Annotated in this window: 20 protein-coding genes and 1 other annotated feature; of the genes, 10 read left to right on the forward strand and 10 right to left on the reverse strand. The window is 39.3% G+C overall.

Going from position 1 to position 24687, the window contains the following annotated elements; genetic code table 11:
• Positions 1–85 precede the first annotated feature (85 nt).
• A complete protein-coding gene (scfB, locus tag EDD70_RS06570) occupies positions 86–1453 on the forward strand; it encodes a thioether cross-link-forming SCIFF peptide maturase (protein ID WP_092751774.1) in 1368 nt (455 codons plus the stop codon).
• 48 nt (positions 1454–1501) lie between these two features.
• On the opposite strand, the gene EDD70_RS06575 is transcribed toward scfB, so the two are convergent.
• Positions 1502–3220 (reverse strand): B12-binding domain-containing radical SAM protein, encoded by a 1719-nt coding sequence (locus EDD70_RS06575; protein WP_092751772.1) that lies wholly within the window; start codon positions 3218–3220, stop codon positions 1502–1504.
• A gap of 138 nt (positions 3221–3358) precedes the next feature.
• On the opposite strand from EDD70_RS06575, the gene EDD70_RS06580 reads away from it, so the two are divergent.
• From EDD70_RS06580 to srtB, 9 genes are all read left to right on the forward strand, one after another.
• Positions 3359–3922, forward strand: coding sequence for a hypothetical protein (locus tag EDD70_RS06580; protein ID WP_092751770.1), 564 nt, complete (start codon positions 3359–3361; stop codon positions 3920–3922).
• Positions 3923–4033: 111 nt separating this feature from the next.
• Positions 4034–4957 carry a zinc dependent phospholipase C family protein gene (locus EDD70_RS06585; protein ID WP_092751768.1) on the forward strand — a complete coding sequence of 308 codons (924 nt, stop codon included), beginning with the start codon at positions 4034–4036 and terminating at the stop codon, positions 4955–4957.
• A 179-nt stretch (positions 4958–5136) separates the two neighbouring features.
• Positions 5137–6597, forward strand: coding sequence for a nicotinate phosphoribosyltransferase (locus EDD70_RS06590; protein ID WP_092751766.1), 1461 nt, complete (start codon positions 5137–5139; stop codon positions 6595–6597).
• Between the two features lie 431 nt (positions 6598–7028).
• Positions 7029–8195 (forward strand): ABC transporter substrate-binding protein, encoded by a 1167-nt coding sequence (locus EDD70_RS06595; protein ID WP_092751764.1) that lies wholly within the window; start codon positions 7029–7031, stop codon positions 8193–8195.
• A gap of 88 nt (positions 8196–8283) precedes the next feature.
• Complete coding sequence (locus EDD70_RS06600) at positions 8284–9180, forward strand: branched-chain amino acid ABC transporter permease (protein WP_242943071.1); 897 nt, start codon at positions 8284–8286, stop codon at positions 9178–9180.
• Between the two features lie 5 nt (positions 9181–9185).
• The gene (locus tag EDD70_RS06605) at positions 9186–10274 is read left to right on the forward strand and encodes a branched-chain amino acid ABC transporter permease (RefSeq protein WP_423230114.1); all 1089 of its coding nucleotides are present in this window, start codon (positions 9186–9188) and stop codon (positions 10272–10274) included.
• Positions 10271–11041: an ABC transporter ATP-binding protein gene (locus EDD70_RS06610; RefSeq protein ID WP_092751759.1), complete on the forward strand. Its 771-nt coding sequence runs from the start codon at positions 10271–10273 to the stop codon at positions 11039–11041. Before EDD70_RS06605 ends, EDD70_RS06610 begins: the two co-directional genes overlap by 4 nt.
• The gene (locus tag EDD70_RS06615) at positions 11034–11744 is read left to right on the forward strand and encodes an ABC transporter ATP-binding protein (RefSeq protein WP_092751757.1); all 711 of its coding nucleotides are present in this window, start codon (positions 11034–11036) and stop codon (positions 11742–11744) included. The genes EDD70_RS06610 and EDD70_RS06615 overlap by 8 nt, the downstream gene beginning before the upstream one ends.
• Positions 11745–12016: 272 nt before the next feature.
• Positions 12017–14569: a class B sortase gene (srtB, locus tag EDD70_RS06620; RefSeq protein WP_242943129.1), complete on the forward strand. Its 2553-nt coding sequence runs from the start codon at positions 12017–12019 to the stop codon at positions 14567–14569.
• 231 nt (positions 14570–14800) lie between these two features.
• On the opposite strand, the gene EDD70_RS06625 is transcribed toward srtB, so the two are convergent.
• From EDD70_RS06625 to aroF, 9 genes are all read right to left on the reverse strand, one after another.
• Positions 14801–15595 (reverse strand): ABC transporter ATP-binding protein, encoded by a 795-nt coding sequence (locus EDD70_RS06625; protein WP_092751753.1) that lies wholly within the window; start codon positions 15593–15595, stop codon positions 14801–14803.
• The gene (locus tag EDD70_RS06630; RefSeq protein WP_092751751.1) at positions 15579–16487 is read right to left on the reverse strand and encodes an ABC transporter permease; all 909 of its coding nucleotides are present in this window, start codon (positions 16485–16487) and stop codon (positions 15579–15581) included. Before EDD70_RS06630 ends, EDD70_RS06625 begins: the two co-directional genes overlap by 17 nt.
• A gap of 24 nt (positions 16488–16511) precedes the next feature.
• Positions 16512–17507 carry an ABC transporter substrate-binding protein gene (locus tag EDD70_RS06635; protein WP_092751749.1) on the reverse strand — a complete coding sequence of 332 codons (996 nt, stop codon included), beginning with the start codon at positions 17505–17507 and terminating at the stop codon, positions 16512–16514.
• A 118-nt stretch (positions 17508–17625) separates the two neighbouring features.
• Positions 17626–17871 (reverse strand) — a binding site (T-box leader).
• A 68-nt stretch (positions 17872–17939) separates the two neighbouring features.
• A complete protein-coding gene (locus EDD70_RS06640; RefSeq protein WP_092751747.1) occupies positions 17940–19076 on the reverse strand; it encodes a bifunctional chorismate mutase/prephenate dehydratase in 1137 nt (378 codons plus the stop codon).
• Positions 19077–19113: 37 nt separating this feature from the next.
• Complete coding sequence (gene aroC / locus EDD70_RS06645) at positions 19114–20187, reverse strand: chorismate synthase (protein ID WP_092751745.1); 1074 nt, start codon at positions 20185–20187, stop codon at positions 19114–19116.
• Positions 20171–21448, reverse strand: a complete 1278-nt coding sequence (gene aroA / locus EDD70_RS06650) for a 3-phosphoshikimate 1-carboxyvinyltransferase (RefSeq protein WP_162840784.1) — start codon at positions 21446–21448, stop codon at positions 20171–20173. The genes aroC and aroA overlap by 17 nt, the downstream gene beginning before the upstream one ends.
• Entirely contained in the window at positions 21445–22503 is a 1059-nt protein-coding gene (aroB, locus tag EDD70_RS06655) for a 3-dehydroquinate synthase (protein ID WP_092751741.1), read from the reverse strand. The genes aroA and aroB overlap by 4 nt, the downstream gene beginning before the upstream one ends.
• A gap of 16 nt (positions 22504–22519) precedes the next feature.
• A complete protein-coding gene (locus EDD70_RS06660; protein ID WP_092751739.1) occupies positions 22520–23353 on the reverse strand; it encodes a prephenate dehydrogenase in 834 nt (277 codons plus the stop codon).
• Positions 23354–23400: 47 nt separating this feature from the next.
• Positions 23401–24411, reverse strand: coding sequence for a 3-deoxy-7-phosphoheptulonate synthase (gene aroF, locus EDD70_RS06665; RefSeq protein WP_092751737.1), 1011 nt, complete (start codon positions 24409–24411; stop codon positions 23401–23403).
• Positions 24412–24687 lie beyond the last annotated feature (276 nt).

Below are 24687 nucleotides of genomic sequence, written 5' to 3' on the forward strand. Positions count from 1 at the left end.
GATTGCGAAAGAACTTTCAGTTAGGGGACAGCGCATTAGCTGTCCCCTAATTTTTGCCTAAATCTAAATATTGGAGAATCGGATAATGATACATAAATTCTGTCAAAACGGTTACCATATTGTGCTTGATGTCAATAGCGGTGCCGTTCATGTGGTAGACAAGCTATTTTACGATATGCTCGATTTTGTCACAGAGCCTGTGGTAAAAGAATGCCCTGCTTCAATTAACAAACATTTTTCAGGTGAATACAGTTCTCAGGATATTTTAGATGCATATGCTGAGATTTACGAACTAACACAGGCAGGTCAACTTTTTTCGAGTGACAGCTACGAACAATTCGCAAATATGATGGTATCTGCACCCATCAAAGCCATGTGCCTCAATGTTGCACACGACTGTAACCTGCGTTGCCAGTATTGTTTTGCCGGTACCGGCGAATATGGCAACGGCGGAAGAAAACTGATGCCGGTTGAAATCGGCAAAAAAGCCATTGATTTTCTCATTGAGCAGTCTTACGGGCGTAAAAACCTTGAGATGGATTTTTTTGGCGGAGAGCCTCTGATGAACTTTGATATGGTAAAAGAAACCGTATTGTATGCGCGCTCTAAAGAAAAAGAGTACGGTAAAAACTTTCGTTTTACCATTACCACCAACGGTATGCTGTTGGATGATGCCAAAATAGATTTCATCAATAAAGAAATGTCCAATGTGGTTCTGTCTATCGATGGCAGAAAAGAAGTTAACGACCGCATTCGCTCTCGTGTAAATGGTGCAGGTTGTTACGACATTATAATGCCTAAATTCAAGAACTTGGTTCAAAAGCGCGGACAAGACCAGTATTATGTGCGCGGAACCTTTACCAAACATAACCTCGATTTCGGCAACGATGTACTGCACTTTGCCGACGAAGGTTTTGAGCAGATTTCCATCGAGCCGGTGGTTTCTGCACCTGACAAGCCTTATGCCTTAACACTTGAGGATCTGCCCGCCATCCGTGCAGAATATGAGCGCTTGGCAAAGCTGATTATTGAACGCAAAAAAGCAAAAAAAGGTTTTAACTTCTTCCACTTTATGCTCGACCTCGATCAAGGTCCCTGTGCTATCAAACGCCTGCGCGGTTGCGGGTGCGGCAATGAATATGTAGCTGTAACCCCCGACGGAGACATCTACCCTTGTCACCAGTTTGTAGGGCATGATGAATGGAAAATGGGCAGCCTGCTGGATGGTTCGCTTGACCTCAAGATGAAAGATAAGTTTGCAAAAACCAATGTCTATGCAAAAGAAGATTGCAAACAGTGTTGGGCAAAATTTTACTGCAGTGGTGGGTGTAACGCCAATAGTGTTCAGTACGAAGGCAACATCCTAAAACCTCATAAGCTTTCTTGCGAAACCGAAAGAAAACGTTTGGAATGCGCTATTATGATTAAAGCCGCTATGGCAGATGTAGATTAAACACATAAAAACACCGTATCTCGTCAATTGACGGTATACGGTGTTTTTTTAAAGCTCAATGAAATGGTATGTGGCATTGTTTAGCAAATCGCGGTGGTCATAATCGAATAAAACTGCTTTATGGTCATTGGTATCATTGCCGAATACCTCAATATGCGCCAATCTGTAAATCTGTTTTGGGTCATACCCTTGGTATTGAGGGAGATAAGTTTGAATGTTTTCAGCGTTTTGGTAGAATTCCATGATTCGCTCTCGATAGAGAGCATTATTGTCAAGTGTAAGCCAACTTGGCATTTTTTTTGGCTTTTCATGCAAACATAAATCAAACTTTAACAGCCACATCCATTTTTCAAGGTCAATGTTCTCTATCCCTTGTATAAAACCATATAAAATGTCACAAAGCTCCACCTTGCTGTGGCTTTTACAGTGATGATTTCCGGCAACCCAATACTGTGATATGTTTTCATAAAATGCAAAGGGTGATGAGAAAAAACCGATAAGATATTGCGTACTGTTTAAAAACTTACCGCTGTTATAAAAAAGTTCCAGCATTTCTTCTATATATATAAGCCTTAAAATATCACTATGAGGTAAAAATTTCGTAGCTAAAACCTCATATGGGGCATAATCTCGGTATATAATGCCAAATTCTTTGCAGCGGTTATGCATTGGTGAGCCTTTTAACACTTTTAAAAAGCCAAGTTGTAATTGTTCTGGTTGCAAAGCATAAACATCATTAAATGAATTTGCAAATGAATTGTAGTCTTCATAGGGCAGCCCTGCAATCAAGTCAAGATGTTGGTGTATATTATCCAATGCTTTTACTTTTTGAACAATAGCAGATAACTTTTTAAAATCAACATTTCGGTTGATTGCTTCTATCGTATTAGGATTGGTAGACTGTACCCCAATTTCAAATTGGAACAACCCCTTGCGCAAAGGGCGTAAAAACTCTATCATTTCGTCGTCCAGCAAATCAGCTGTCAGCTCGAAATGAAAGTTTGTTACGCCGTTATCGTGTTTTGCAATGTATTCCCATACTGCCATCGTATGTTTACGGTTGCAGTTAAAGGTACGGTCAACAAATTTTACCTGCCGCACATTTGCATCCAAAAAAAATTGTAAGTCTATAAACACCTTATCAAGCGGAACAAATCGTACGCCTTTTTCAACAGAAGATAAGCAATATGCGCATCGGTAAGGGCATCCCCTTGACGATTCATAGTATATAATTTTCTCCTTGACGTCTGAAAAATCTTTTTCGTATGGAAACGGCAAACGTGCCAAATCAAGTGGTTCACGGTCCGGATTAACAAATATTTCATTGCTTTCTTTATAAGTCAATCCCTTTATACTCGTAAGGTTATAGTTTTCTTTTTCCAGTGCATCCAGCAGTTCAGTAAAAGTTAGTTCACCTTCACCGCGGATAATTGCATCCACAGAGGAATGCTTTTTTAAAAACTCCACACTGTCGTAGCTTACCTCAGGTCCGCCTAAAATAATGCTGCAATGGGGCAAAATCTTTTTCAAAGCAGGGCAAAGCTGTTTTACCATTTCGATATTCCAAATATAGCAAGAAAAGAATAAAACATCGGGCGAACAGCGAAAAAGCTCTTCTAAAATAAAATCGATACGGTGGTTAATAGTAAACTCTGCAGTTACTATTTTATGCTTTATGTTGTTACCCTCAAATTTAGATAAATATTTCAGTGCAAGGCTGGAATGAATGAATTTTGCACTGATTGCCGCAAGAACAAATTTTTTCATGTTAAAACCTCTCGTTGCCAAAATAGTACTTCTATTGTATCACATTGTAAAATAAATTCACAACTATTTGATTTCTATGGTTGAATTTAGTATAATAAATTTATACCAAATTTTAGCTGTACGAGGAGTGCTGTCACTGTGAGAGAGCCGGTTAAAACATTTAATGCAAAAAGTCTAATAATCTGCACTGTAATATTGGTGTCGATTTTTTTAATTGAGATTGTATGTGCCTATGCATTTGTAGATGATTTTTCATTTAATCTAAACCCACCTCCCGCAACCGTTTCTGACGATACGCTCGATAAATTCAGCGATATGGGTATCGAGATTGATCCTAATGCTGTTATGGGCATGATTAACCCCGCCGAAAAAACAGGCACCAAGAAAAAATACGGCAGCATCGCTTATAAAATTAATGTATCGCCCGAATTTAAGGACGGTACTTCGGCAGGTAACTTAATGATTGAAAATCATGGCGATAACCAACATCTTATAAAGGTGCATATCGATACGATTGATGGTGAAACAATTTACGAATCAGGTTACATTGCACCAGATATGCATATACCGTCTGCTCCCCTTGATGTTGAACTTGATAATGGTACATACGAAGCACTAGCAACTATTGAGGCTTTTGATATAGAAACACAAGAGTTAATTGGGGCCCTCGAAAAAGAAATTAAAATTAAAATAGGTAAATAAGTATTCGCCAAATATCCGTCGGCTTAGCCGGCGGATATTTATTTCAACAGTACGAATTCAAAGATTTGTGCTATTATAATATAAAAAAAGCAATTGAAGTGAGGGAATACAATGCCTGCTTATGTTACCCATTCGTTATTTGGCAAAGATATTTACGAAGCAATTGATGAAAGCAAACTAAAACAAATTTTGTCAGATTATAAAATTGCATATGAGTGGGGCTTGCAAGGCCCGGATTTACTTTTCTTCTATGGGATGCTGCCGCCAAGGCGGAATCACAATCTGAATCGTTTAGGTGGGGTTATGCATCGTATAAAAGAAGACGAGCTGTTTAATACACTTACCCAGTATTTATCTGCCTGTAAAAATCATGCCTGTTATCAAAATACATTTGCTTATATTATGGGCTTTTGCTGCCATTATGCCCTTGACAGCATTGCGCATCCATATATCTATTACAGACAGCAAGAATTAAAGCGGATTTTGCCTAAAGCAGAACATCGAGGTATTCATCATAAGGTCGAGAGTGATATAGATAGTGAAATTCACCTTGTTAAAACAGGCAAGATGATAAATCATTTTAATATTATGAAAGATTTAATTTCAGATAAGAAAATGCAGCAAGATATTGCAAAACTATATGAGTATGTTTTTTTAAACGTATACGATATAAAAATTGATACTACAGCAATGCAGAAATGCTTTGGAGATGCTTATCGTATCATTCGATTGGTAATGGGCAAACCGTTGGCTTTGTGTTTTTCAAAAATACTGGATGGTGTAGCACTTAAACGCAACAGCCTTTCGGCACATGTAAGGCGCAAAAAAGGGGATGGGGATCCTTTGAATTTAAATAAAAAGCCATGGTGCCATCTTACTAACAACAGTGCAAAAACAAACATTACTTTTTTACAGCTGGAACAGCAAGCCTTGGTAAAAGCCCTGTCCATGCAAAATACAATATACAATGCTGTACAGGACGGTATCCTTAATCCGTTTGCAGGCTTAGATTCTTTTGATAACGGCAGCCTTTAAAGATAATTGAATATTAGGTTTTGCGAAGCGTACACTACATACGAATATGTTCCACAATAGACGGTGCTGTTGGTACAAACAAACAAATACTTTTCATTCCGCTTGCTTTACCTTAGATATGTACTATAATTAGTGGTAAGATTTACATCAAAATCTAATAGATGATGGTAGGTGCTGATATGGAGTTTCAGGGTAGTAAAGATAGAAATTTAACCATGCTTGTTGATTTTTATGAAATCACGATGGCAAATGGTTACCTTGAGCAAGGAATTGGAGACCGTATTGCCGTATTTGATATGTTTTTTCGCAAGATTCCCGATGGAGGAGGCTTTGCATTATTTGCAGGTTTAGAGCAACTGATTGATTATTTAAACAACCTCAGCTTTACACATGACGATATTGAGTATTTACGTTCTCGCAAAATATTTTGTGATGAATTTTTGGATTATTTAGCAAACTTCAAATTTGAATGTGATGTTTGGTCAGTGCAGGAGGGCACGCCGGTTTTTCCTAACGAACCGATTGTGATTGTGCGTGGCCCAATTATTCAGGCTCAGCTGATAGAAACCATGACCCTGCTTACCATTAACCATCAGTCTTTGGTTACCACAAAAGCAAACCGTATTGTGCGTGCGGCACAGGGCAGGGGGATTTCTGAATTTGGTTCACGCCGTGCTCAAAGTTACGATGCTGCAATTCTAGGTGCCAGGGCTGCGTACATCGGCGGCTGTACCGGAACAGCTTGCGTTATGTCAGATCGTTTGTACGGGGTGCCTGCGGTTGGTACCATGGCGCATAGTTGGGTGCAGATGTTTGACAGTGAATATGATGCTTTTAAAAAGTATGCAGAAATCTACCCTGAAAATTGTATTGTATTGGTTGACACCTATAATGTAATTAAATCAGGTGTTCCAAATGCGATTAAGATGTTTAATGAAGTGTTGCTTCCAATGGGCTATCGTCCCAAGGGTATTCGTATAGACAGCGGAGATATCGCATATCTTTCTAAAAAAGCGCGAGTGATGTTGGATGAAGCAGGATTCTCTGATGTAGAGATATGTGCATCGAACTCGTTAGACGAGTATTTGATTCGTGATTTGCTCATTCAAGACGCAAAAGTCGATTCGTTTGGTGTCGGAGAAAACCTGATTACTTCTAAAAGTGACCCGGTGTTCGGTGGCGTTTACAAGTTGGCAGCGATTCAAAACGACGACGGCAGCTACACACCAAAGATAAAAATTAGCGAAACGATTGAAAAAATTACAAATCCTCATTTTAAAACCATATATCGTTTTTATAATAAATCAAACGGCCAAGCAATTGCAGACTGTGTTACTTTGTTTGATGAAGTTATTGACGATAATAAGCCCTATACAATCTTTGACCCCGTTGCTACCTGGAAAAAGAAAACGCTTACCAATTTTACTATAAGAAAGCTTTTAATACCCATTTTTGAAAAAGGCAAACTGGTATATGAATGCCCTGCTTTAGAAGATATTCGCAGTTATTGCGAAGAACAAGTATCACTGTTATGGGATGAAGTTAAACGTTTTGAATTTCCTCACAGATATTATGTTGACTTATCAGATAAGTTATGGAAAATTAAAAATGAGATGTTATCCAAATATAATTTTGGCTGACGCAGTAAAAAGGGAGAAGAGACAATTGTCTCTTCTCCCTTTTTATTACATATTATCTGCTGTTTTGCAAGATTGAGCATTAACTCTTGCAAATAATGCTTGTATACATAAAAAACACAGTTGTTCTCCAACGGAGGACTGGAGGACTCGATTTGTTTATCACCCAAAAACAAGATTAAAGCAACAATAAAATTAAAACATGTACATTTAAATGTATTAATATTGCACAAAAATATGTTTTTGTTTTAATTGATTAATTCTCATATTTTATATGACATATTACATAAAATATATCATAAAACTTAAAAATGTAATTTTGTGTTTTTTATCTTGCATGTAGCAATAGGCCGTGATATACTGTTAACATTCTAAGTACAATTAATTTAGAATTTGTTAAGAGTACATGACAAATTGATGATGGAGGGCTTACCATGAAAAGAATATTGGCAATGTTATTGTGTGTAACTTTGGTAGTATCTGTGTTTGCAGGCTGTTCAAAAAAAGAAGCCGGAGCTGCCGGTGCGGGCGACACAATTAAAATCGGTGTATTCGAGCCTCTTACTGGTGCAAATGCCGCAGGTGGAGAGCTCGAAGTAGATGGTATGAAAATTGCAAACGAGCTTTATCCTGAAGTTTTAGGCAAAAAAATCGAACTTGTTATAGTGGATAATAAATCTGATAAAGCTGAGGCTACTACTGCAGTTGCAAGGCTGATTGAGAAAGAGAAAGTTTCTGTTATTCTCGGCTCTTGGGGTTCTGGATTTTCTATTGCAGCGGGTGACCTTGTTAAAACAAACAAAGTTCCCGCAATCGGTGCATCCTGTACCAACCCGATGGTAACTCAAGGTAATGACTATTACTTCCGCGTTTGTTTTCTAGATCCATTCCAAGGTACTGTTATGGCAAACTATGCTTCAAAATCTTTGGGTGCTAAAAAAGCGGCTATCATTCAAGAGGTTTCGAACGACTACTCTGTAGGGCTGGCAAGTTTCTTTGTAAATGCATTCAAAAAACTAACCGGAGATGAAAACTGCATTGTTGCATCTGCAAACTATAATACCGGTGACCAAGATTTTAACAGCCAGCTCACAACTGTGCTTGCAGCAAATCCGGATGTTATATTTGCTCCCGGTAACTTCACCGAATCTGCTATGATTATTAAACAAGCTCGCAAATTGGGCAGCAAGGTGCCTATTATCGGTGGCGATACATGGGAAACAAACGAATTTATAGAGGTTGGCGGTGCTGATGTAGAAGGTACTGTTTTGTCAACTTTCTTCGATGACACAAATCCTCTTACCAATGAGGCAAACAAATTCTTAGATGCATACAAAGCAAAAAATCCCGATAAAAACGTTGCAGCGGTAACCGCTCTTGGCTATGACGCTTACTTAATGGCTTATAAAGCGATTGAGGCTGCAGGTTCTGCTGACCCCGTTAAAATAAGAGATGCAATAGCTGCAACCAAAGATCTAGAAGGCGTTACCGGTATTATTAACCTTACCTCAGAAGGCGACGCAGATAAAGATACCGCAGTAATCAAAGTTGTAAAAGACGGTAAATTTACCTTCCAAGAAAATATGAAGGTAGATAAATAATTCTATCCCCAAGGAGCATTAAAACAATTATTAACGTGTGCTTCCTTCGAAAGGGGGAAGCACACGTTGCATGAGAGGTGTTTAACCTATGCTTACATTTCCAACCTTTATGCAGCACCTTGCTAATGGTATTTCTGTAGGAAGTTTATATGCAATGATTGCAATCGGATATACCATGGTATACGGGATTCTGCGCCTTATTAACTTCGCACATGGCGATATTTTTATGATGGCAGCCTATTTTACCTACTTCGGCATTGCAGTATTCAACATTCCCTGGCCAATTACAGCATTACTTGTGCTTATTGTTACTGCATTGCTCGGTGTCGGAATAGAAAAAGTTGCGTATACTTCGCTGCGTGATGCTCCAAAAACCTCTATTCTCATTTCTGCAATCGGTGTATCTTATTTAATGGAAAATCTAGCTACATATTTATTTTCCGGTAAACCAAAGGCATTTCCCGAAATCGGTAATTTTGCAGATACTGCTACAGTAGGCACTGTTTCCATTCAGTATGTATCTTTTATAATCCCAATAGTAGTTATCTTGTTGGTTCTTGCACTATTATTTATTGTTAACAAAACAAAGCTTGGTATGGCAATGCGTGCCGTATCAAAAGATTACGAAATCGCACGTGTTATGGGCATAAAAATAAACCGTGTTATTTCTTATACTTTTGCAATAGGCTCTGCTCTTGCTGCTGTTGGCGCATTGCTATGGGGTGTAAAATACCCACAAATTCAGCCAATGATGGGCGTAATGCCGGGTTTAAAATGCTTTATTGCAGCGGTTATAGGGGGTATCGGTAATATTAAGGGCGCAATGCTCGGCGGCTTTGTTCTCGGGCTTGGCGAGATAATGCTAATTGCATTTTTACCCAGTCTTACCGGTTATCGTGATGCATTTGCGTTTATCTTCTTAATTATTATTTTACTCGTTAAACCAAACGGTTTACTGGGCGAAAAATTAACAGAAAAGGTGTGATGAATATGAAAGCAAAAACAAAAAGAAATGTTCTGCTAACCGTCATATTCTTCATTATCTTAATTATTGCTATTTATTTTGCAAATGAGAATATCGACTCTTACTTGCGCAGAATCATTAGTTTATGTGCTATTTACACAATCATGGGTCTTTCTATGAATTTGGTAAATGGCTTTACAGGGATGTTTTCACTTGGACAGGCAGGCTTTATGGCAATCGGTGCGTATACGGTAGCAATTTTTACTGTTCCAATTGCACAGCGTCCAACTATTTTTTATATTGAACCGATGGAGCCCGCAATTGCGAACATTCATCTGCCATTTATAGCAGCACTTATTTTGGGAGGGCTGCTCTCTGCTGTTGTTGCGTTTTTGATTGGTGCCCCTGTATTAAGGTTAAAAGGAGATTATCTCGCAATTGCTACTCTTGGTTTTTCTGAGATAATTCGTATTATATTTACCAATCTGCAGTCTATTACAAACGGTTCACTTGGGATAAAGGGGATACCTACAATTACAAGTTTATGGTGGACGGTAGGCACCGCCGTTATTGTGGTGATTTTAATGGCATTGTTGATACATTCTTCTTACGGTCGTGCTTTTAAAGCCATCCGAGAGGATGAAATTGCAGCGGAAGCAATGGGAATAAACTTGTTCAAACATAAGGTGATTTCTTTTATGCTCAGCGGCTTTTTTGCAGGTATTGGCGGCGGATTGTTTGCCGCTTTGCTAGGAACGGTAGACCCTAAACAGTTTATTTTTACCCTTACTTACAATTTCCTGCTTATCATCGTACTTGGCGGCATGGGCAGCATTTCAGGTACTGTTATTTCAGCTTTCATTGTAACAGCTGGTTTAGAGTGGCTGCGTTTTCTTGATGAACCGCTTATCATTGGTGATTTTGAAATTCCGATTTTTCGCCCGGGTCTTCGTATGGTAGTATTTTCTATTTTGTTGATGCTGGTAGTTCTGTTTTATCGGAAAGGTCTAATGGGTACCACAGAATTAACATGGGACCGTATCATTAATTGGGGAACTAAAATCAAACAGGCATTCTCCACTAAAAAAGCCAGAAGGAGAGGTGCCCTTAAATGAGCAGAAATATTTTAAGAACCCAAGATATTACTATGCAATTTGGCGGTGTTACCGCAGTCAACAATCTTTCTATTGAGGTAAACGAGGGGGAGATTGTAGCATTAATCGGGCCTAACGGTGCTGGTAAAACAACAGCATTTAATGTTATTACAGGTGTGTATGCACCCACTTCTGGTAAAGTGTATTTTGAAGACCAGCCTATTTATAAAAAATCACCGGATAAAATTACAAAACTGGGCATTGCCAGAACCTTTCAAAATATCCGGTTGTTCAAAAACCTTACTGTTTTTGAAAATGTGTTGATTGCAAAACATTGCCGTTCTAAGGCGAGTGTAGTAAGTGCGATGTTCCGCGCTAACTATAAAGAAGAGAAAATGATGCGGCAATCGGCAATGCAACTTTTAGAAATATTGGGGCTAACTGAAGTTAAGGACGAGATTGCAAGCAGCTTACCCTATGGTCAGCAGCGTCACCTTGAAATTGCAAGAGCACTTGCGACCGAGCCCAAATTGCTGCTTCTCGATGAACCTGCTGCGGGTATGAACCCACAGGAAACTCAAGAGCTTACCGAGTTTATTCGCGATATAAAAGATAAATTTGGCCTTACGGTATTTATGATAGAGCATCATATGGATCTTGTAATGGAGATATCAGACCGTATCTATGTACTCGATTTCGGTGAGATGATAGCACGCGGAGCACCTGACGAAATTCAACACAATCAGCGCGTAATTGATGCATATTTGGGGGTGCAAAAAGATGCTTAAACTGAATGATTTGCATGTATCTTATGGTGGTATTGAGGCAGTTAAAGGCATAAGTTTTGCAGTACCTGAAGGTAGCATCGTTACGTTAATTGGTGCAAATGGTGCAGGTAAAAGTACGGTTTTGCGCAGTATCGTCGGATTGGTAAAACCCAAGTCAGGCTCTGTCGTTTTTCAAGATGAAGAAATAACCGGAAAATCCTCCGATGAGATTGTTGCAAAAGGTATCACACTGGTACCAGAAGGCAGACGTGTATTTTCCAACCTCTCTGTACTTGAAAATCTTAAAATCGGTGCATACATGCGCAAAGAAGATCTTACAAAAGACCTTAACTGGATATACGATCTTTTTCCTCGCCTTAAAGAGCGATCGTGGCAGATGGCTGGCACACTTTCGGGGGGTGAGCAGCAAATGCTCGCAGTTGGGCGTGCACTTATGTCTAAACCCAAACTCATTATGATGGATGAGCCTTCCCTAGGATTAGCTCCTCTTATTGTACAGGGAATTTTCGATATTATTAAGGAAATTAATAAACAAGGTGTTACAATTCTGCTCATCGAACAAAATGCCAATCTCGCTTTAAAAGCAGCGGACTATGGTTATGTACTTGAAACCGGTCACATTATTTTATCGGGTACTGGTGCAGAGCTGCTAGCAAATGAAGAAGTAAAAGCAGCATACTTAGGTAAATCTAAACTAAAATAGTAAGTTTATATAGCAAAAATAACCGAAAAAACAATCTTTCGGTTATTTTTTTATGTACAAGGAAAATGTTCACAATTTGTATTTGGTAATTTGCAGGAAATGGTGTATAATGTTAAAAGTATTAGTATCATAGGTCTTTTTTGCATAGTTGCTAAAACAAAATTAAACGGGAAAAACGTGCAATAATTTAGAACATTTTATGCACTATGTAAGTACAAACTAACGATCATTCCGACATCGGTTCGATCATCAGGAGGCAATTAGACGTGAGAATGCAGTATCAACAGCCATCAGAGTCAAACAGCAAAAACATTTCAAACCATCGGCCAAGAAGAAGAAAAAAAAGTTTTGGGCAACGTTTTGTTGAGAATTATATTCCTAATAAAAATGATACAAAACGTGATTTAATTCGCAAAATTGTTTTAATTATTGCGGTCATTGTACTTATAAGTTCCGTTGTATATATTGCAAGCTATTACGGCGAATCAAGCAATAACAAAGAGCTGAATGCCAGTCTTCAAAGCGTATGGGAAATGGGGCTTGATGAAGATATTAAAGTAGGCAAAGATTATCCCAAAGATTTTCTAAAAAGATTTGCCCCGCTTTACGAACAGAATAAGGATATTCGAGGTTGGATTCAGATTGATAACACTCAAGTCAATTATCCTGTTATGCAAACCGATAACAATAAAGATTATGATCGAACCGATTTTGAGAAAAAAAGCAACCAACATGGTGTTCCTTTTGCAGACTACCGTGTCGATTTAAAAAAGCCCAGTACAAACACCGTTATCTATGGACATAATATGACAGACGGGCAGATGTTTGGCGAATTACTTAACTATAAATCTTTAAGTTTTTACAAAGAACATCCTATCATTAATTATGACAGTGTTTACGCTGAAGGCAAATATAAAATTGCTGCCATTATCGTTTGCAAGGCAGATGATCCTGATTTCTTGTATCATAACTTCATTAATGCCGAGAAAAACGCAGCCAATATGACGATGGAACAATTTATTTCTAAAATACGAGAACGTTCTCTAATTAATACAACAGTAGATATTAAACCAACCGATAAACTGGTTACCCTTTCTACCTGTGATTACTCATTTAAAGACCCCGTTACCAACAAACGTATTGCGCGATTTGTTATTGTCGGGCGCAAAGTGCGCAATGGTGAAAAGGCAACTGTTGATGTAGATAACGCAAAAATTAATCCTAATCCGGTTATGCCAAAAGAATGGACACAGTTTATTGAAAAGCAACGTGTTGAAGAATTAAAAGCACATCAGGAATCAGAAGCCAGCAAGAACATGGCTCCTATCCGCGAAGAAGCGAAAAAGTGGTTTACTGCTAGTGAACTTCAAAAAATCACAGATGAAAACCTAGAAGTTGAATTAGCACGCCGTAAAGAAACAATGTCTCAGTATCTCAATGCGGACGAACTTGCGAACCTCTCAGCAGATCAAAAAGTTGCGTTGCTCAAAGAGCGCCAAAACTCTGTTGATTTGACTGAGGAAGCTCGTCAGGCAATTTACGATAACCCCGATCTTCATTGGATGACCAATGATGAGATTGATGCTTTTGCAAAAGAGCTTGCTAAAGTAAATAAGAGCCAGTGGAAAGCCCTTATGCAGAAGAAGGTATCTGCGGGTGATGTAAGTATTGAACTGGATGTTACCAGCTTTAAAATTATGAAAGATGATACACGCACTTTAGTTGCTTATACAGACGGTGGCAGCGGTGAAGTGAAATGGTCGAGTGATAAGCCTACAGTTGCAGATGTCAAACGCGATGGTACAGTTGTAGCGCGCCATAAGGGCACAGCAATTATTACAGCAACTTACGGCGGCAGAAGCGCTACTTGCAAAGTAGAGGTTACAAACGAGGAGGTTGTAGAAACATCTATTTCTCTGCCATCTTCAGTTGAAGTTTTAAAAGGCGGTAATCTTTTGCTCACAGCAACCGTTACGCCCGATGATATGGCAGAAAGAGGTGTTACCTGGAAAATAACCGGTGGCACAAAAGACGCAATTGCTATTTCTCCCGATGGCTTAGAATGTATGGTAACGGGTGAAATAGAAGGTAAAACAACCGAAGTTACAGTTACAACAAGAGACAAGAGTAAATCTGCAACTGTAAAAGTAGCTGTAAAAGCTCCTTCCGAGGCTGCATCTATTTCGATAAATACTACTTCTCATACAATGAAAATAGGCGAGACTTTATCTTTACGCGCAACCATCTCGCCGTCCGGTACAGAAGTAAAATGGAGTGCTTCCGGCGATGCCGTAAATATTGCTGCCAACGGTGCAGACTGCACTGTAACAGCAACCAAAGCGGGCAAAGTAACTGTTGTTGCTGCAAACGGCAAAGATTCAACTAAAACAGCGAAATGTACTATTGAAATAACAGAAGCTGCTGTACCGGAAGAAACTGTAACAGTCAGCCCCGCTGAGGTTACTATGGAGGTAGGAAAAGTTCAAACGCTCCAACTTTCCAGTGGAAATGTAAAAGCAAAATCTTGGAAGAGCGACAGTGCTGCTGTATCTATTAGTGACAGCGACGATGTAAGCTGTACTATTGCTGCTGATTCTGCAGGCAAAGCGACTATAACGGTAGCGCTTAGCAATGGTAAAACAGCTACTTGCAGGGTAACTGTTAAAGAAAAAGAAGTTGCTACTCCACCGTCATCATCTACAGGTGGAGAACCTTCTTCCAGTGATCCTACACCACCCGCGGTATCCTCCAAGACTGAAACGCCTCAGCAGCAACAGCCGCAGGCTAAAACTCCTCAGCAACCACAATCTGAAACTCCTGCATAATATGTTTTTTTCTCAATAAATTAGTTTTAAGATAAACTTAAAATCCGAGTTAATTCAGTCGTCTTATAAGAATGTAATAAAGGCACTATCGTTTAGGAAAGGATAGTGCCTTTATTATTTTTCGCTAAAGCTACAACACAAAAGCGATAATCACAAAATACTGTGATTACCGCTTAGAACATATTCCTATTAATTTTTAGTCAAAAACTTACGAGTTTTCTAGTTTTATTGTTATAATAACAACATCCGGTCATTATCTAGTTTTTTGCCGCGCTTCTGCGTAAACATTTGAATCAGTTTTTCAACTGTCATGTTATTGCGCTCTTCGCCGCTGATATCCATAATAATTTCACCGTCATCCATCATTATTGTACGATTGCCGAGCTCCAATGCAGATTGAATGTTATGTGTAATCATCATTGTAGTAATATGGTTTTTGGCTACGATTTGCCGTGTTATAGTTATAACTTTTTCTGCAGTTGCAGGGTCTAAAGCGGCAGTATGTTCATCCAGTAAAAGTAATTTTGGTGTAACAATTGTTGCCATTAGCAGGGTAACTGCCTGCCGCTGTCCGCCCGAAAGTAAGCCCATTTTAGTTTTTAAGCGGTCTTCCAATCCAAGTCCTAATTCTGATAAACATTGTTTAAAAAAATATACGTCCTTTTTCTTTATACCAACACCTAACCCGCGGTGGGTTCCTCTTTGATAACATAGTGCGAGATTCTCTTCAATTGTCATTGATGGCGCAGTACTGCGCATTGGGTCTTGGAACAACCTACCTATATATTTTGCACGTTTATATTCGGGCATCATGGTAATATCCAAATTATCCAGCCTTATGTTTCCGGTATCGCATAAAAACGTCCCAGCAATTGCATTAAATAAGGTGGATTTTCCCGCGCCGTTTCCTCCGATAATCGAGACGAAGTCTCCATCTTCTAAGGTAAGGCTGATGTTGGACAGTGCCTTTTTTTCATTTAATGTGCCAATATTAAATGTTTTATTGATATTATTTAATTGCAGCATCATACCCACCAGCCTTTCTTATTTTTTTAAGTATCAATTTGTTTTTTATTACAGGAAACGAGAGAGCCAAAGCAACAATTACCGATGAAATCAGTTTGAGGTCTGAAGGGGAGGTGTTAGCACGCAAAATAAATGCAATAATTATGCGGTATAAAATTGAACCAAGTGTTACAGCCACTACATGTTGTAACAACGTTTTACTGCCAAACAAAACTTCGCCTATAATAAGCGATGCCATTGCAACAACAACCATACCAATGCCCATATTAATTTCAGAAAATTGTTGATACTGTGTAATAAGTGCACCTGATAGAGCTACAATCGCATTGCCAATTGCAAGACCAATCGTTTTTGTAAAATCTGCATTGATAGATGAAGACCGAACCATATCCTCGTTATCGCCTGTGGCGCGAATACTCAAACCCAACTGTGTTTTAAAAAACAATACGAGCAAGATAATTATAAGGGCAACAATTAGTAACGGAAGAACCAGTTTGCCTAACTGATTACCTACAAGCTTTTTCATAGGGTCAAATACAGTAGGGATATTAAGCAAAGAAACGTTTGGGCTGTTTCGCATAATGCGCAAATTGATTGAATACAACCCTGTCATGGTAAGGATACCTGCCAGGATAGGTTGTATTTTCATTTTTGTTTGTAAAAATGCGGTTATCATTCCTGCTAAAGCACCGGCAACCATCCCTGCCAGCAACCCTAAAAATGGATGCCCAACAAGTGTGATAATTGCAGAGCAAGAAGCACCGAGTGTAAAACTACCATCTACCGTTAAATCAGCCACATTTAAAATTCGGAATGATATAAAAATGCCCAGTGCCATCAATGCATAAATCAAACCCAGCTCAACCGAGCCTTGCAAAGCCATGAAACTCATTGCAGCAACCTCCTAGATGAATGCTTATTTTTGAGTGCTTGTTTTAACCATTTGTGCTGTTTTTACAAGATCTTCTGGGATATTAACTCCTAATGCTGCAGCAGTATCCTCATTGATAATCGTACCAAAATTGTTCAGTGTTTCTACGGGTATTTCAGACACAGGGGTTCCGCTCAAAATTTTATCCGCCATTACAGCCGTTTGTTTACCAAGGTTTGTGTATTCAATGCCTACTGTAGCAAATCCGCCATCCATTACCATAGAATCGGCACCCACATAAACGGGAATTTTGGCTTGCATTGCAACATCTGCTAAAACAGGCATTGCCGAAGCAATAACGTTATCAATTGTAGTGTAGAATGCATCACACTGTCCAACAAGACTTTGTGCTGCTTGCTGCAATTCAGATGCATTGGTAATAGCTACTTCAGTGTACGCAATGCCGTTATCATCACAGTATATTTTAGCTTGGTTAATTACCGAAATTGCGCTAACCTCACTGGTACAATATATAAATCCGTATTTTTTAACGCTTGGAGTAAGTGCTTTAGAGAGTTCAAATACCTGCTCAACCGGAATTGAATCTGAGGTTCCGGTAACGTTGCTGTTGGGTTTGTTTAAATCGGTCATTAAGTTAGCTGCAACAGGATCCGTAACCGCTGAAAACAGCACTGGGATATCCTTTGTAGCTGCTGCTGCCGACTGGGCTGAAGGGGTTGCAATAGCCACAATTAAATCAACCTTATTAGAAACAAATTTTTGTGTAATAGAGTTAAGAGTAGATTGATCGCCTTGAGCATTTTGGTAGTCGATTTCTACTTTATCCTCACCATATCCAAGTGTTTTCAATTCTTCTATAAATGATTCTCTGATCGTGTTAAGTGAAGGGTGTTCCACAATTTGGACAATACCGACTTTTAGTTTTTTGGCTTCTGAACCGGAAGATGCTTTTGAACTACACCCTGTAATTGCTAAACACACCATAATAACCGCCATAATCATTGTAAATACCTTTTTCATAACAAATGTCTCCTTCAAAATATAATTTTGTTGGTTTGTTTAAAAGGGTAGGTGAAATGTAGAAGTGTTTTCTTCGCGCCGGCAGCGAAAAAAGAACAACAAAAAACACCTGTCCTTCTGCAAGGACAGGTGTAAACCTGCGGTACCACCTTGATTGATACATTGTTTTATGTATCCACCTTTTACGGAATGCCAACACATTCCTCACTCTATAACGTGAGTTTGACGTCGTAAAATACTAAGCAATTGCCTTTCCTTACGCCCTCAGTGGTCCATTTATCCAATCCGCTTACTATCGGGCTTTCAGCTACCCCAACTCTCTGTAAGTGCGCCTTTGGTTTTATCTCCACCTCAATGGTTTAATTAATTAAAGCACATTCATAACGATTTGTCAACTATTTTTTATAGAACAGAAACTAGTACATCCTTTTATTAAACTTCATGATAGTTGCCTAAAAATTCAAAATACTCACATTTTTGTTCCAAACGCGCCAATAGTTTAATAATTTGCTCATTTGCTGCATTCCCACTAAAATCAAAGTAGAATAAAAACTCAAAATCTGTATCCGGCAGAGGGCGAGATTCTAGCTTGGTGAGGTTTAAATCAAGCATTGCAAATTGAGCAATTAGCTTATAAAGCGAGCCGGCTTCGTGCGGCAGAGTTAAAGCAACACTCATTTTATCTGCGTCTTCTGTTAAAATCATATCATTGCTGATTGTTATAAAACGTGTATAGTTTCGTTCTGCATTTTTAATTTCATCTAAAACTATATTTAACCGGTAAATATCGGCGCAATCTTTCGATGCTATTGCTGCTACACCGCGGTCACCGCATTCCGATACAAAACGCGCAGCAGCAGCGGTATTGGAATAAAAATGCACTCGAATATTCGGATTTGCCTGTAAAAAATCGGCACACTGGCTGATTGCCTGCTCGTGCGAATAAATATCTGTAATTTCTTCTAATAGTACGCCTGGTTTGGCAAGCAAGCAATGCGATACCTCTAATTTCAACCCACGAACAATATGAAACCGGTACTGTTTCATTAAATCATACACGCTGTTTACCGAACCTGCAGTTGAATTTTCTATGGGCAGTACGCCAACCTCACATTCTCCGTCCTTTACACAGCGAAAGATATCGGCAAAACTTTGGTAAAACTGCAGCTTTCCTTTTGGGAACATCTCGCGTGCTGCAATACTGGAATAAGCACCGTCGATACCTTGGCAGGCGATAAGCGGTGATTGTGGGAGCTGCTTTTTTTCTGTCAATGCTTTTTTAATTTTTGCTATGATAGGTGAATTATCGGTAAGTTGATTGTTTTGCTGGATTTTGCTCAAATCCATAATGGTAGTAAATAGAAAACGTGTACTGTCTGCAAGATTTTCTCCTGCTAAGTCGGCTACTCGATTGAGTACTTGCTCTTCTCGCTGGGTGTGAAGCACAGGTAATTTGTTTAGCCGCTTATACTCCGCTACATCATGCACTATATTCATGCGTTGCTTAAAAAGTGACACAATTTGTTCATCAATCGTATCAATCCTCTTTCGCATATCTTGTAAATCCATTCATTATCCTCCAGTTATGGTGTAAAGTTAGATAGCATTACACTAAATACGAGAGCAATGCAAAGGCTACAGCAGCTTCTACACAAGGTACTGCGCGGGGGACTATACAAGGGTCATGCCTGCCTTTTACAATCAATTCACATTCTTCTTGCTCTATAAAGTTAATTGTTTTTTGAGGCTGAGAAATAGAAGGGGTAGGTTTAAAAGCTACACGCATTATAATTGGCATTCCCGAGGAAATACCGCCCAAAATACCGCCATGGTTATTTGTTTCGGTACAGATCTTTCCATCTTTTATGCAGTAAGGGTCATTGTTTTCCGAACCAGCCATTTTGGACGCCTTAAAACCCGCTCCAAACTCAACACCTTTCACCGCCGGTATTCCAAAAAGAATAGAGCTAAGTACATTTTCAATCCCATCAAACATGGGTGAGCCAATTCCTGCAGGAAAACCAACCGCACAACATTCAACTACACCGCCAAGAGAATCAAGTTGTTTCGCTGCTGTTTCAATTTGCTGAATCATCATTTCGCCCGATTCATCGTTCAAAACGGCGAAATCTTTTTTCTGCACCTCCAGCAATTGTTTGGCTGTAATTGATACTGCATCAAATACATCATCTTTCGTATTCTGTACAGAAAAAATATGGGCACCAATTTCAACACCGCGGTTACGTAATAATTGCTTTGCAATGCCGCCAGCAATAACTAAAGGGGCGGTAAGCCTGCCTGAAAAATGCCCGCTGCCGCGTACATCATTTGCTCCGTTATAGCGTAGATAGGCAGTATAATCTGCATGGCCGGGGCGTGCAACCTTTTTTAAATTATTATAATCCTGTGAGTGAGTATCATTGTTTTGAATCATTGCACAAAGGGGGGCACCCGTTGTTTTTCCATCAAGCATTCCTGAAAGAATTTTTGGTATGTCGGGTTCTCTTCTTTTTGTTGATGTTGTAGAATTGCCCGGAGCACGACGTGCACAAAACAGTTTTAATTCATCTATATCAATGTGTTCTCCAGCAGGCAGACCATCAATAACTACGCCTATCTCACTGCCGTGAGATTCCCCGAAAATGCTTAGCTTTAAATTATTTCTACCCCAGACGGACATCGGCACGCCCTCCTAAACGATTGTAATCATTAAAAAATTGAGGATAAGACTTATTTACAGCCTCTGCGCCATCAATTAATACCTCACCATCACTAACCAAAGCTGCTATAGCCATACTCATAGCGATTCGGTGGTCATTGTACGCAGAAACAACTCCCCCATGCAGGCGTTTACCGCCGTATACCGTTATACTATCATCATCACAGCTAATATCAGCGCCCAGTGTATATAGTGCCTGCGTTATTGCAGTTAAACGGTCGCTTTCTTTTATTTTTAATCGATGTGCATTATAAATATGTGTTTTTCCCTTAGCAAAAGTGCCTATAACAGCTAAAATCGGTACAAGGTCAGGAATTTGTGCTGCATCAATTGCTATACCATGCAGTTCACCTTTTGCTACTTTGACTGAATCTTCCGATACATTTGTTACACTTCCGCCAAATTTTTTAATCAACTCTAGTATCTCTCTATCACCTTGTTTTGAACGATTTGATAATCCACTCAAAACAATACCCTGCTCGCTCAGCAATGCAGCAGCAGCAAAAATTGCCGCGTTGGAGTAATCGCCTTCCACAGTGTAACTGCAGGGCAGATAGGTTTGTCCTCCTTTAATTTGATAGCACATATCTTTTTCCGTTATTTCGATTCCAAAACGATGTAGTGTAGTAATCGTCATGTCAACGTAGGGCTTTGACTCTAGCGGAGATATAATTTTAAGTTCGCTGTCTCCGTTAAGCAGGGGTAATGCAAATAGTAGCCCCGTTATAAATTGCGAACTTACATTTCCGGCAAGTTCAAAACTACCGGGTTGCAATTTCCCTTTAACTTTTAGCGGAAGTTCTTCATTTTCAAGCTTGTCAAGCGAAATGCCTTTACAATCCAATTGTTCATGATAGAGGTTCAACGGACGTTGCGGCAGTTTTCCGGCTCCTGTAAAAACAGCTTCAATACCGTAAGCTGCCACAATTGGTATAAGAAAACGTAATGTCGAGCCCGACTCATTGCAAAAAATTCGAATATGGTCGGTTGGTTTATCTAAAATGCCAGACACGATAGCCTTTTCCTCTTGCAGCTGTATATTTGCATCCAAGGCATTCAGTGCAGATATCGTCGCCAAAATATCCTCAGACGGTGCAAGAGGCGATATAAAGCTGAAACCATTTGCAAGTGCCGCACATATCAATGCGCGATGCGAATCGCTTTTAGAAGGAGGGGCAAAGTAGTCTCCGCTCAGTGTAGATGGTTGTATTGTTGCTATCATTTGCATCCCTCACAAATAAATTTTGTAAAATCATCAATTTGCATTTTGTCTATACGTGCATTTCCTATTTCATTCAGCAGTATCACGCTTATGTGTATGTTATCACGTTTTTTATCATTAAGGCAAATTTTTGCAAGCTGGTTTGCGTCATAATCGCAGGATATCTGCAAACCATACCGCATACAAGCTTGCTCAAGAGCTTCGGTTATTCCTATAGGTGTAATTCCGGTCTTGGTAGATGCTTTCGTAATCATAACCATGCCCATAGCTACGGCCCTGCCGTGCGGAATACTATAATTGCTGAGATTCTCAATTGCATGTGCCAATGTGTGTCCAAAGTTTAAAAGCATTCTCTCTCCCGTGTCGAACTCATCATTTTGAACAATATCTCTTTTAATACAAATGCAGCGAAAGATAATTTCTTCTAAATGTTTTTTATAATCTGGCGATACTGCCATATCAAACAGTTTTTTATCTCGAATAGCACCATATTTGATGACTTCTGCGGCACCATCGGCAAATAATTCGTTACTCAGTGTGGATAATAAGGAGATATCGCATAACACTAAACTTGGCTGCCAAAAAGTGCCTACTAGGTTTTTTCCGCAATTCAAATCAACCGCGGTTTTCCCTCCAACAGATGAATCTACTTGTGCTAATAATGTTGTAGGTATCTGTACAAAATGGATACCGCGTAAAAAAGTAGATGCAGCAAAGCCAGTCACGTCGCCTACAACCCCGCCACCCAGTGCTATTACTAAGTCGCTGCGGGTAATGTTGTTTTCTGCTAAAAAATTGTAGATTTTTCCTGCTGTGTCAAGCGTTTTTGAATGCTCGCCATGCTCAAAGGTATAATAGCAAATTTGTTCAAATCCGTTTTTACTCAGTGTTTTTATCAAACGCTCCAAATAAAGCTCTGCAACAATATCATCTGTTACAATCGCTATGCGTTGCGACGATGTTAACCTGCGGATATGTTCACCCGAGTAATCCAAAAGATTTTCCCCGATTAAAATATCATAGGCATTTTTTAATTGTACTTTAACCTGCTTCATTAATTTCACCTGTCTTTCACTTCAAACTTTCCTTGATTACTCTGCCTTCTGCAAGGAGAGAACGTAGCTTATCGGCATCAGATTGTTCCAGTGCATTTTTTATATTGCACAGGTTTTCTATTAGAATCGTAATTTCTTGTATTAGATTTTCGCGGTTCTCTAAAAACAATTCTGTCCACATTTGTTCGTTTAGTTTTGCTACGCGCGACATGTCCTCAAAGCTACCGCCTGTAAACCCAAGCTGGTAACTGCAATTTGGGCTTTTTACATAAGAATTGGCAATCACATGCGGCAATTGAGATGTATATGCAATCATTTTATCATGAAACTGGGGAGTTGTGTCAATTACCCGCTCAAAACCGAGCGTAAGCAGAAATTGAGAGACGGTATTCAAAACAGATTTTTTTGTATCCTGAAACGGAGTAAGTATCATACTCGCATGTTGAAATAAATCCTTATCAGACACAGCAAAACCGCTGAACTCACGTCCTGCCATCGGGTGTCCGCCAATAAAAGTAAATTCGTACCCTTTAATTATTTCTTGAATGCTATTGCACACAACTTCTTTGACACCGCACATATCCATAAGTATGCAGCCTTGTTGAAAGTAATTTAAATAATCTTTAACATAGGCTATTGTATTAGCAGGGTAGAGGGCAAAAATGATTAAATCGCACTTAGAAAGATTTTGTTTAGTAAGCCGGGCATCAATGGCGCCATATTCTGTTGCGGAGTAAACAATTGCCTCGTCTATGTCATAACCGAATATGTCACAGTCTGTATACGCCTTAATTGCCTTGCACAGCGAACCACCAATTAATCCTAAACCAACTACCCCAATATTCTTCATCTTTATGCTCCTTAAATGTAATAGTGTGTTAAGTGGATTAAAAAGTTTTAGAGTGTTTTACCTTCAAAATCCACCATTCTCTTTACAGAGTTCATAACATGATCGAATTGTTCAGGGGTTAGAGACTGTGCGCCATCCGATAAAGCATGTTTAGGGTCGTTGTGTACTTCAATTATAAGCCCGTCAGCGCCTGCTGCAATTGCCGCCTTGGAAAGAGGCTCAACCAAACTGGTTATACCAGCTGCATGGCTTGGATCTACTACTACTGGTAAATGAGAAAGTTGTTTAAGCAGGGGAATAGCAGAAATATCAAGTGTGTTACGTGTTGCAGTTTCAAAAGTTCTTATACCACGCTCACACAGAATAATATTTTCGTTTCCACCCGCCATAATGTACTCTGCACTCATCAAAAATTCTTCTATTGTGTTTGCTAAACCGCGTTTTAACAAAATAGGTTTGTTAAGAGTGCCAAGTGCTTTAAGAAGCTCAAAGTTTTGCATGTTGCGCGCGCCTACCTGAATGATATCGACGTCTTTAAACAGTTCTATGTGAGCAGCACTCATAATCTCTGTTACAATTGGCATTCCTGTTGTTTTCCGTGCATCTATCAAAAACTCTATCCCTTCTGCGCGAAGCCCTTGGAACGCGTAAGGGGATGTTCGAGGTTTGAAAGCCCCTCCACGCAAAAGGCCTGCACCAGACGCTTGCACATCTTTTGCAATTTTGTTTATCTGTTCTCTGGATTCTACAGAGCATGGCCCTGCAATAACTTGAAAGTTGCCGCCGCCAATTTTTTTACCGCACACATCTACAATTGTATCATTGGGATGAAATTTACGGTTTGCGGCTTTAAATGGTTCAGAGATACGTCTTACATTTGCTACAATATCATTTGCTTTTATTGCATCTTCATCTACAAGCGAGGTATCACCAATAAGACCAAGAATGGTAGTGCTTGTGCCCTCCACAATATGAACATCAATACCCTGCGCCTTTATCCACTGAATTAAAGTTAAAATTTCTTCTTTCTTTGCTTTTTGCTTTAAGATTACTACCATATTCAAACAACCCTTTCAAAACGAAATTTACTCATAATTATTTGTAAGCACGGGGGACATCTGCAGTAAATCTCCCGCAGCAACAAAAAAGGCCGATACTTCTGTTACCAAAAGTACCGACCTATCAGTCGCAAGTATTCATAATTCTACGGAAAGAATCATTCAACTTAATTTTGGCAACGCATTTTTCGAACAGCAAAAATAACCTGCGCTAAAGTAAAAGCTCAGGCCGGTAAAGTAAAAATACTTATTTGCATTGTTCAAAATGTCTGCCAT

It is taken from the genome of Hydrogenoanaerobacterium saccharovorans, assembly GCF_003814745.1.
GTDB classification, from domain to species: Bacteria; Bacillota; Clostridia; order Oscillospirales; family Ruminococcaceae; genus Hydrogenoanaerobacterium; species Hydrogenoanaerobacterium saccharovorans.

Bases quoted from the DNA above. Each gene is read 5' to 3' on its own strand.
- scfB (WP_092751774.1), top strand. From the start codon at position 86: ATGATACATAAATTCTGTCAAAACGGTTACCATATTGTGCTTGATGTC.
- EDD70_RS06575 (WP_092751772.1), bottom strand. From the start codon at position 3,220: ATGAAAAAATTTGTTCTTGCGGCAATCAGTGCAAAATTCATTCATTCC.
- EDD70_RS06585 (WP_092751768.1), top strand. From the start codon at position 4,034: ATGCCTGCTTATGTTACCCATTCGTTATTTGGCAAAGATATTTACGAA.
- EDD70_RS06590 (WP_092751766.1), top strand. From the start codon at position 5,137: ATGGAGTTTCAGGGTAGTAAAGATAGAAATTTAACCATGCTTGTTGAT.
- EDD70_RS06595 (WP_092751764.1), top strand. From the start codon at position 7,029: ATGAAAAGAATATTGGCAATGTTATTGTGTGTAACTTTGGTAGTATCT.
- EDD70_RS06600 (WP_242943071.1), top strand. From the start codon at position 8,284: ATGCTTACATTTCCAACCTTTATGCAGCACCTTGCTAATGGTATTTCT.
- EDD70_RS06605 (WP_423230114.1), top strand. From the start codon at position 9,186: ATGAAAGCAAAAACAAAAAGAAATGTTCTGCTAACCGTCATATTCTTC.
- EDD70_RS06610 (WP_092751759.1), top strand. From the start codon at position 10,271: ATGAGCAGAAATATTTTAAGAACCCAAGATATTACTATGCAATTTGGC.
- EDD70_RS06615 (WP_092751757.1), top strand. From the start codon at position 11,034: ATGCTTAAACTGAATGATTTGCATGTATCTTATGGTGGTATTGAGGCA.
- srtB (WP_242943129.1), top strand. From the start codon at position 12,017: ATGCAGTATCAACAGCCATCAGAGTCAAACAGCAAAAACATTTCAAAC.
- EDD70_RS06625 (WP_092751753.1), bottom strand. From the start codon at position 15,595: ATGCTGCAATTAAATAATATCAATAAAACATTTAATATTGGCACATTA.
- EDD70_RS06630 (WP_092751751.1), bottom strand. From the start codon at position 16,487: ATGAGTTTCATGGCTTTGCAAGGCTCGGTTGAGCTGGGTTTGATTTAT.
- EDD70_RS06635 (WP_092751749.1), bottom strand. From the start codon at position 17,507: ATGAAAAAGGTATTTACAATGATTATGGCGGTTATTATGGTGTGTTTA.
- EDD70_RS06640 (WP_092751747.1), bottom strand. From the start codon at position 19,076: ATGGATTTACAAGATATGCGAAAGAGGATTGATACGATTGATGAACAA.
- aroC (WP_092751745.1), bottom strand. From the start codon at position 20,187: ATGTCCGTCTGGGGTAGAAATAATTTAAAGCTAAGCATTTTCGGGGAA.
- aroA (WP_162840784.1), bottom strand. From the start codon at position 21,448: ATGATAGCAACAATACAACCATCTACACTGAGCGGAGACTACTTTGCC.
- aroB (WP_092751741.1), bottom strand. From the start codon at position 22,503: ATGAAGCAGGTTAAAGTACAATTAAAAAATGCCTATGATATTTTAATC.
- EDD70_RS06660 (WP_092751739.1), bottom strand. From the start codon at position 23,353: ATGAAGAATATTGGGGTAGTTGGTTTAGGATTAATTGGTGGTTCGCTG.
- aroF (WP_092751737.1), bottom strand. From the start codon at position 24,411: ATGGTAGTAATCTTAAAGCAAAAAGCAAAGAAAGAAGAAATTTTAACT.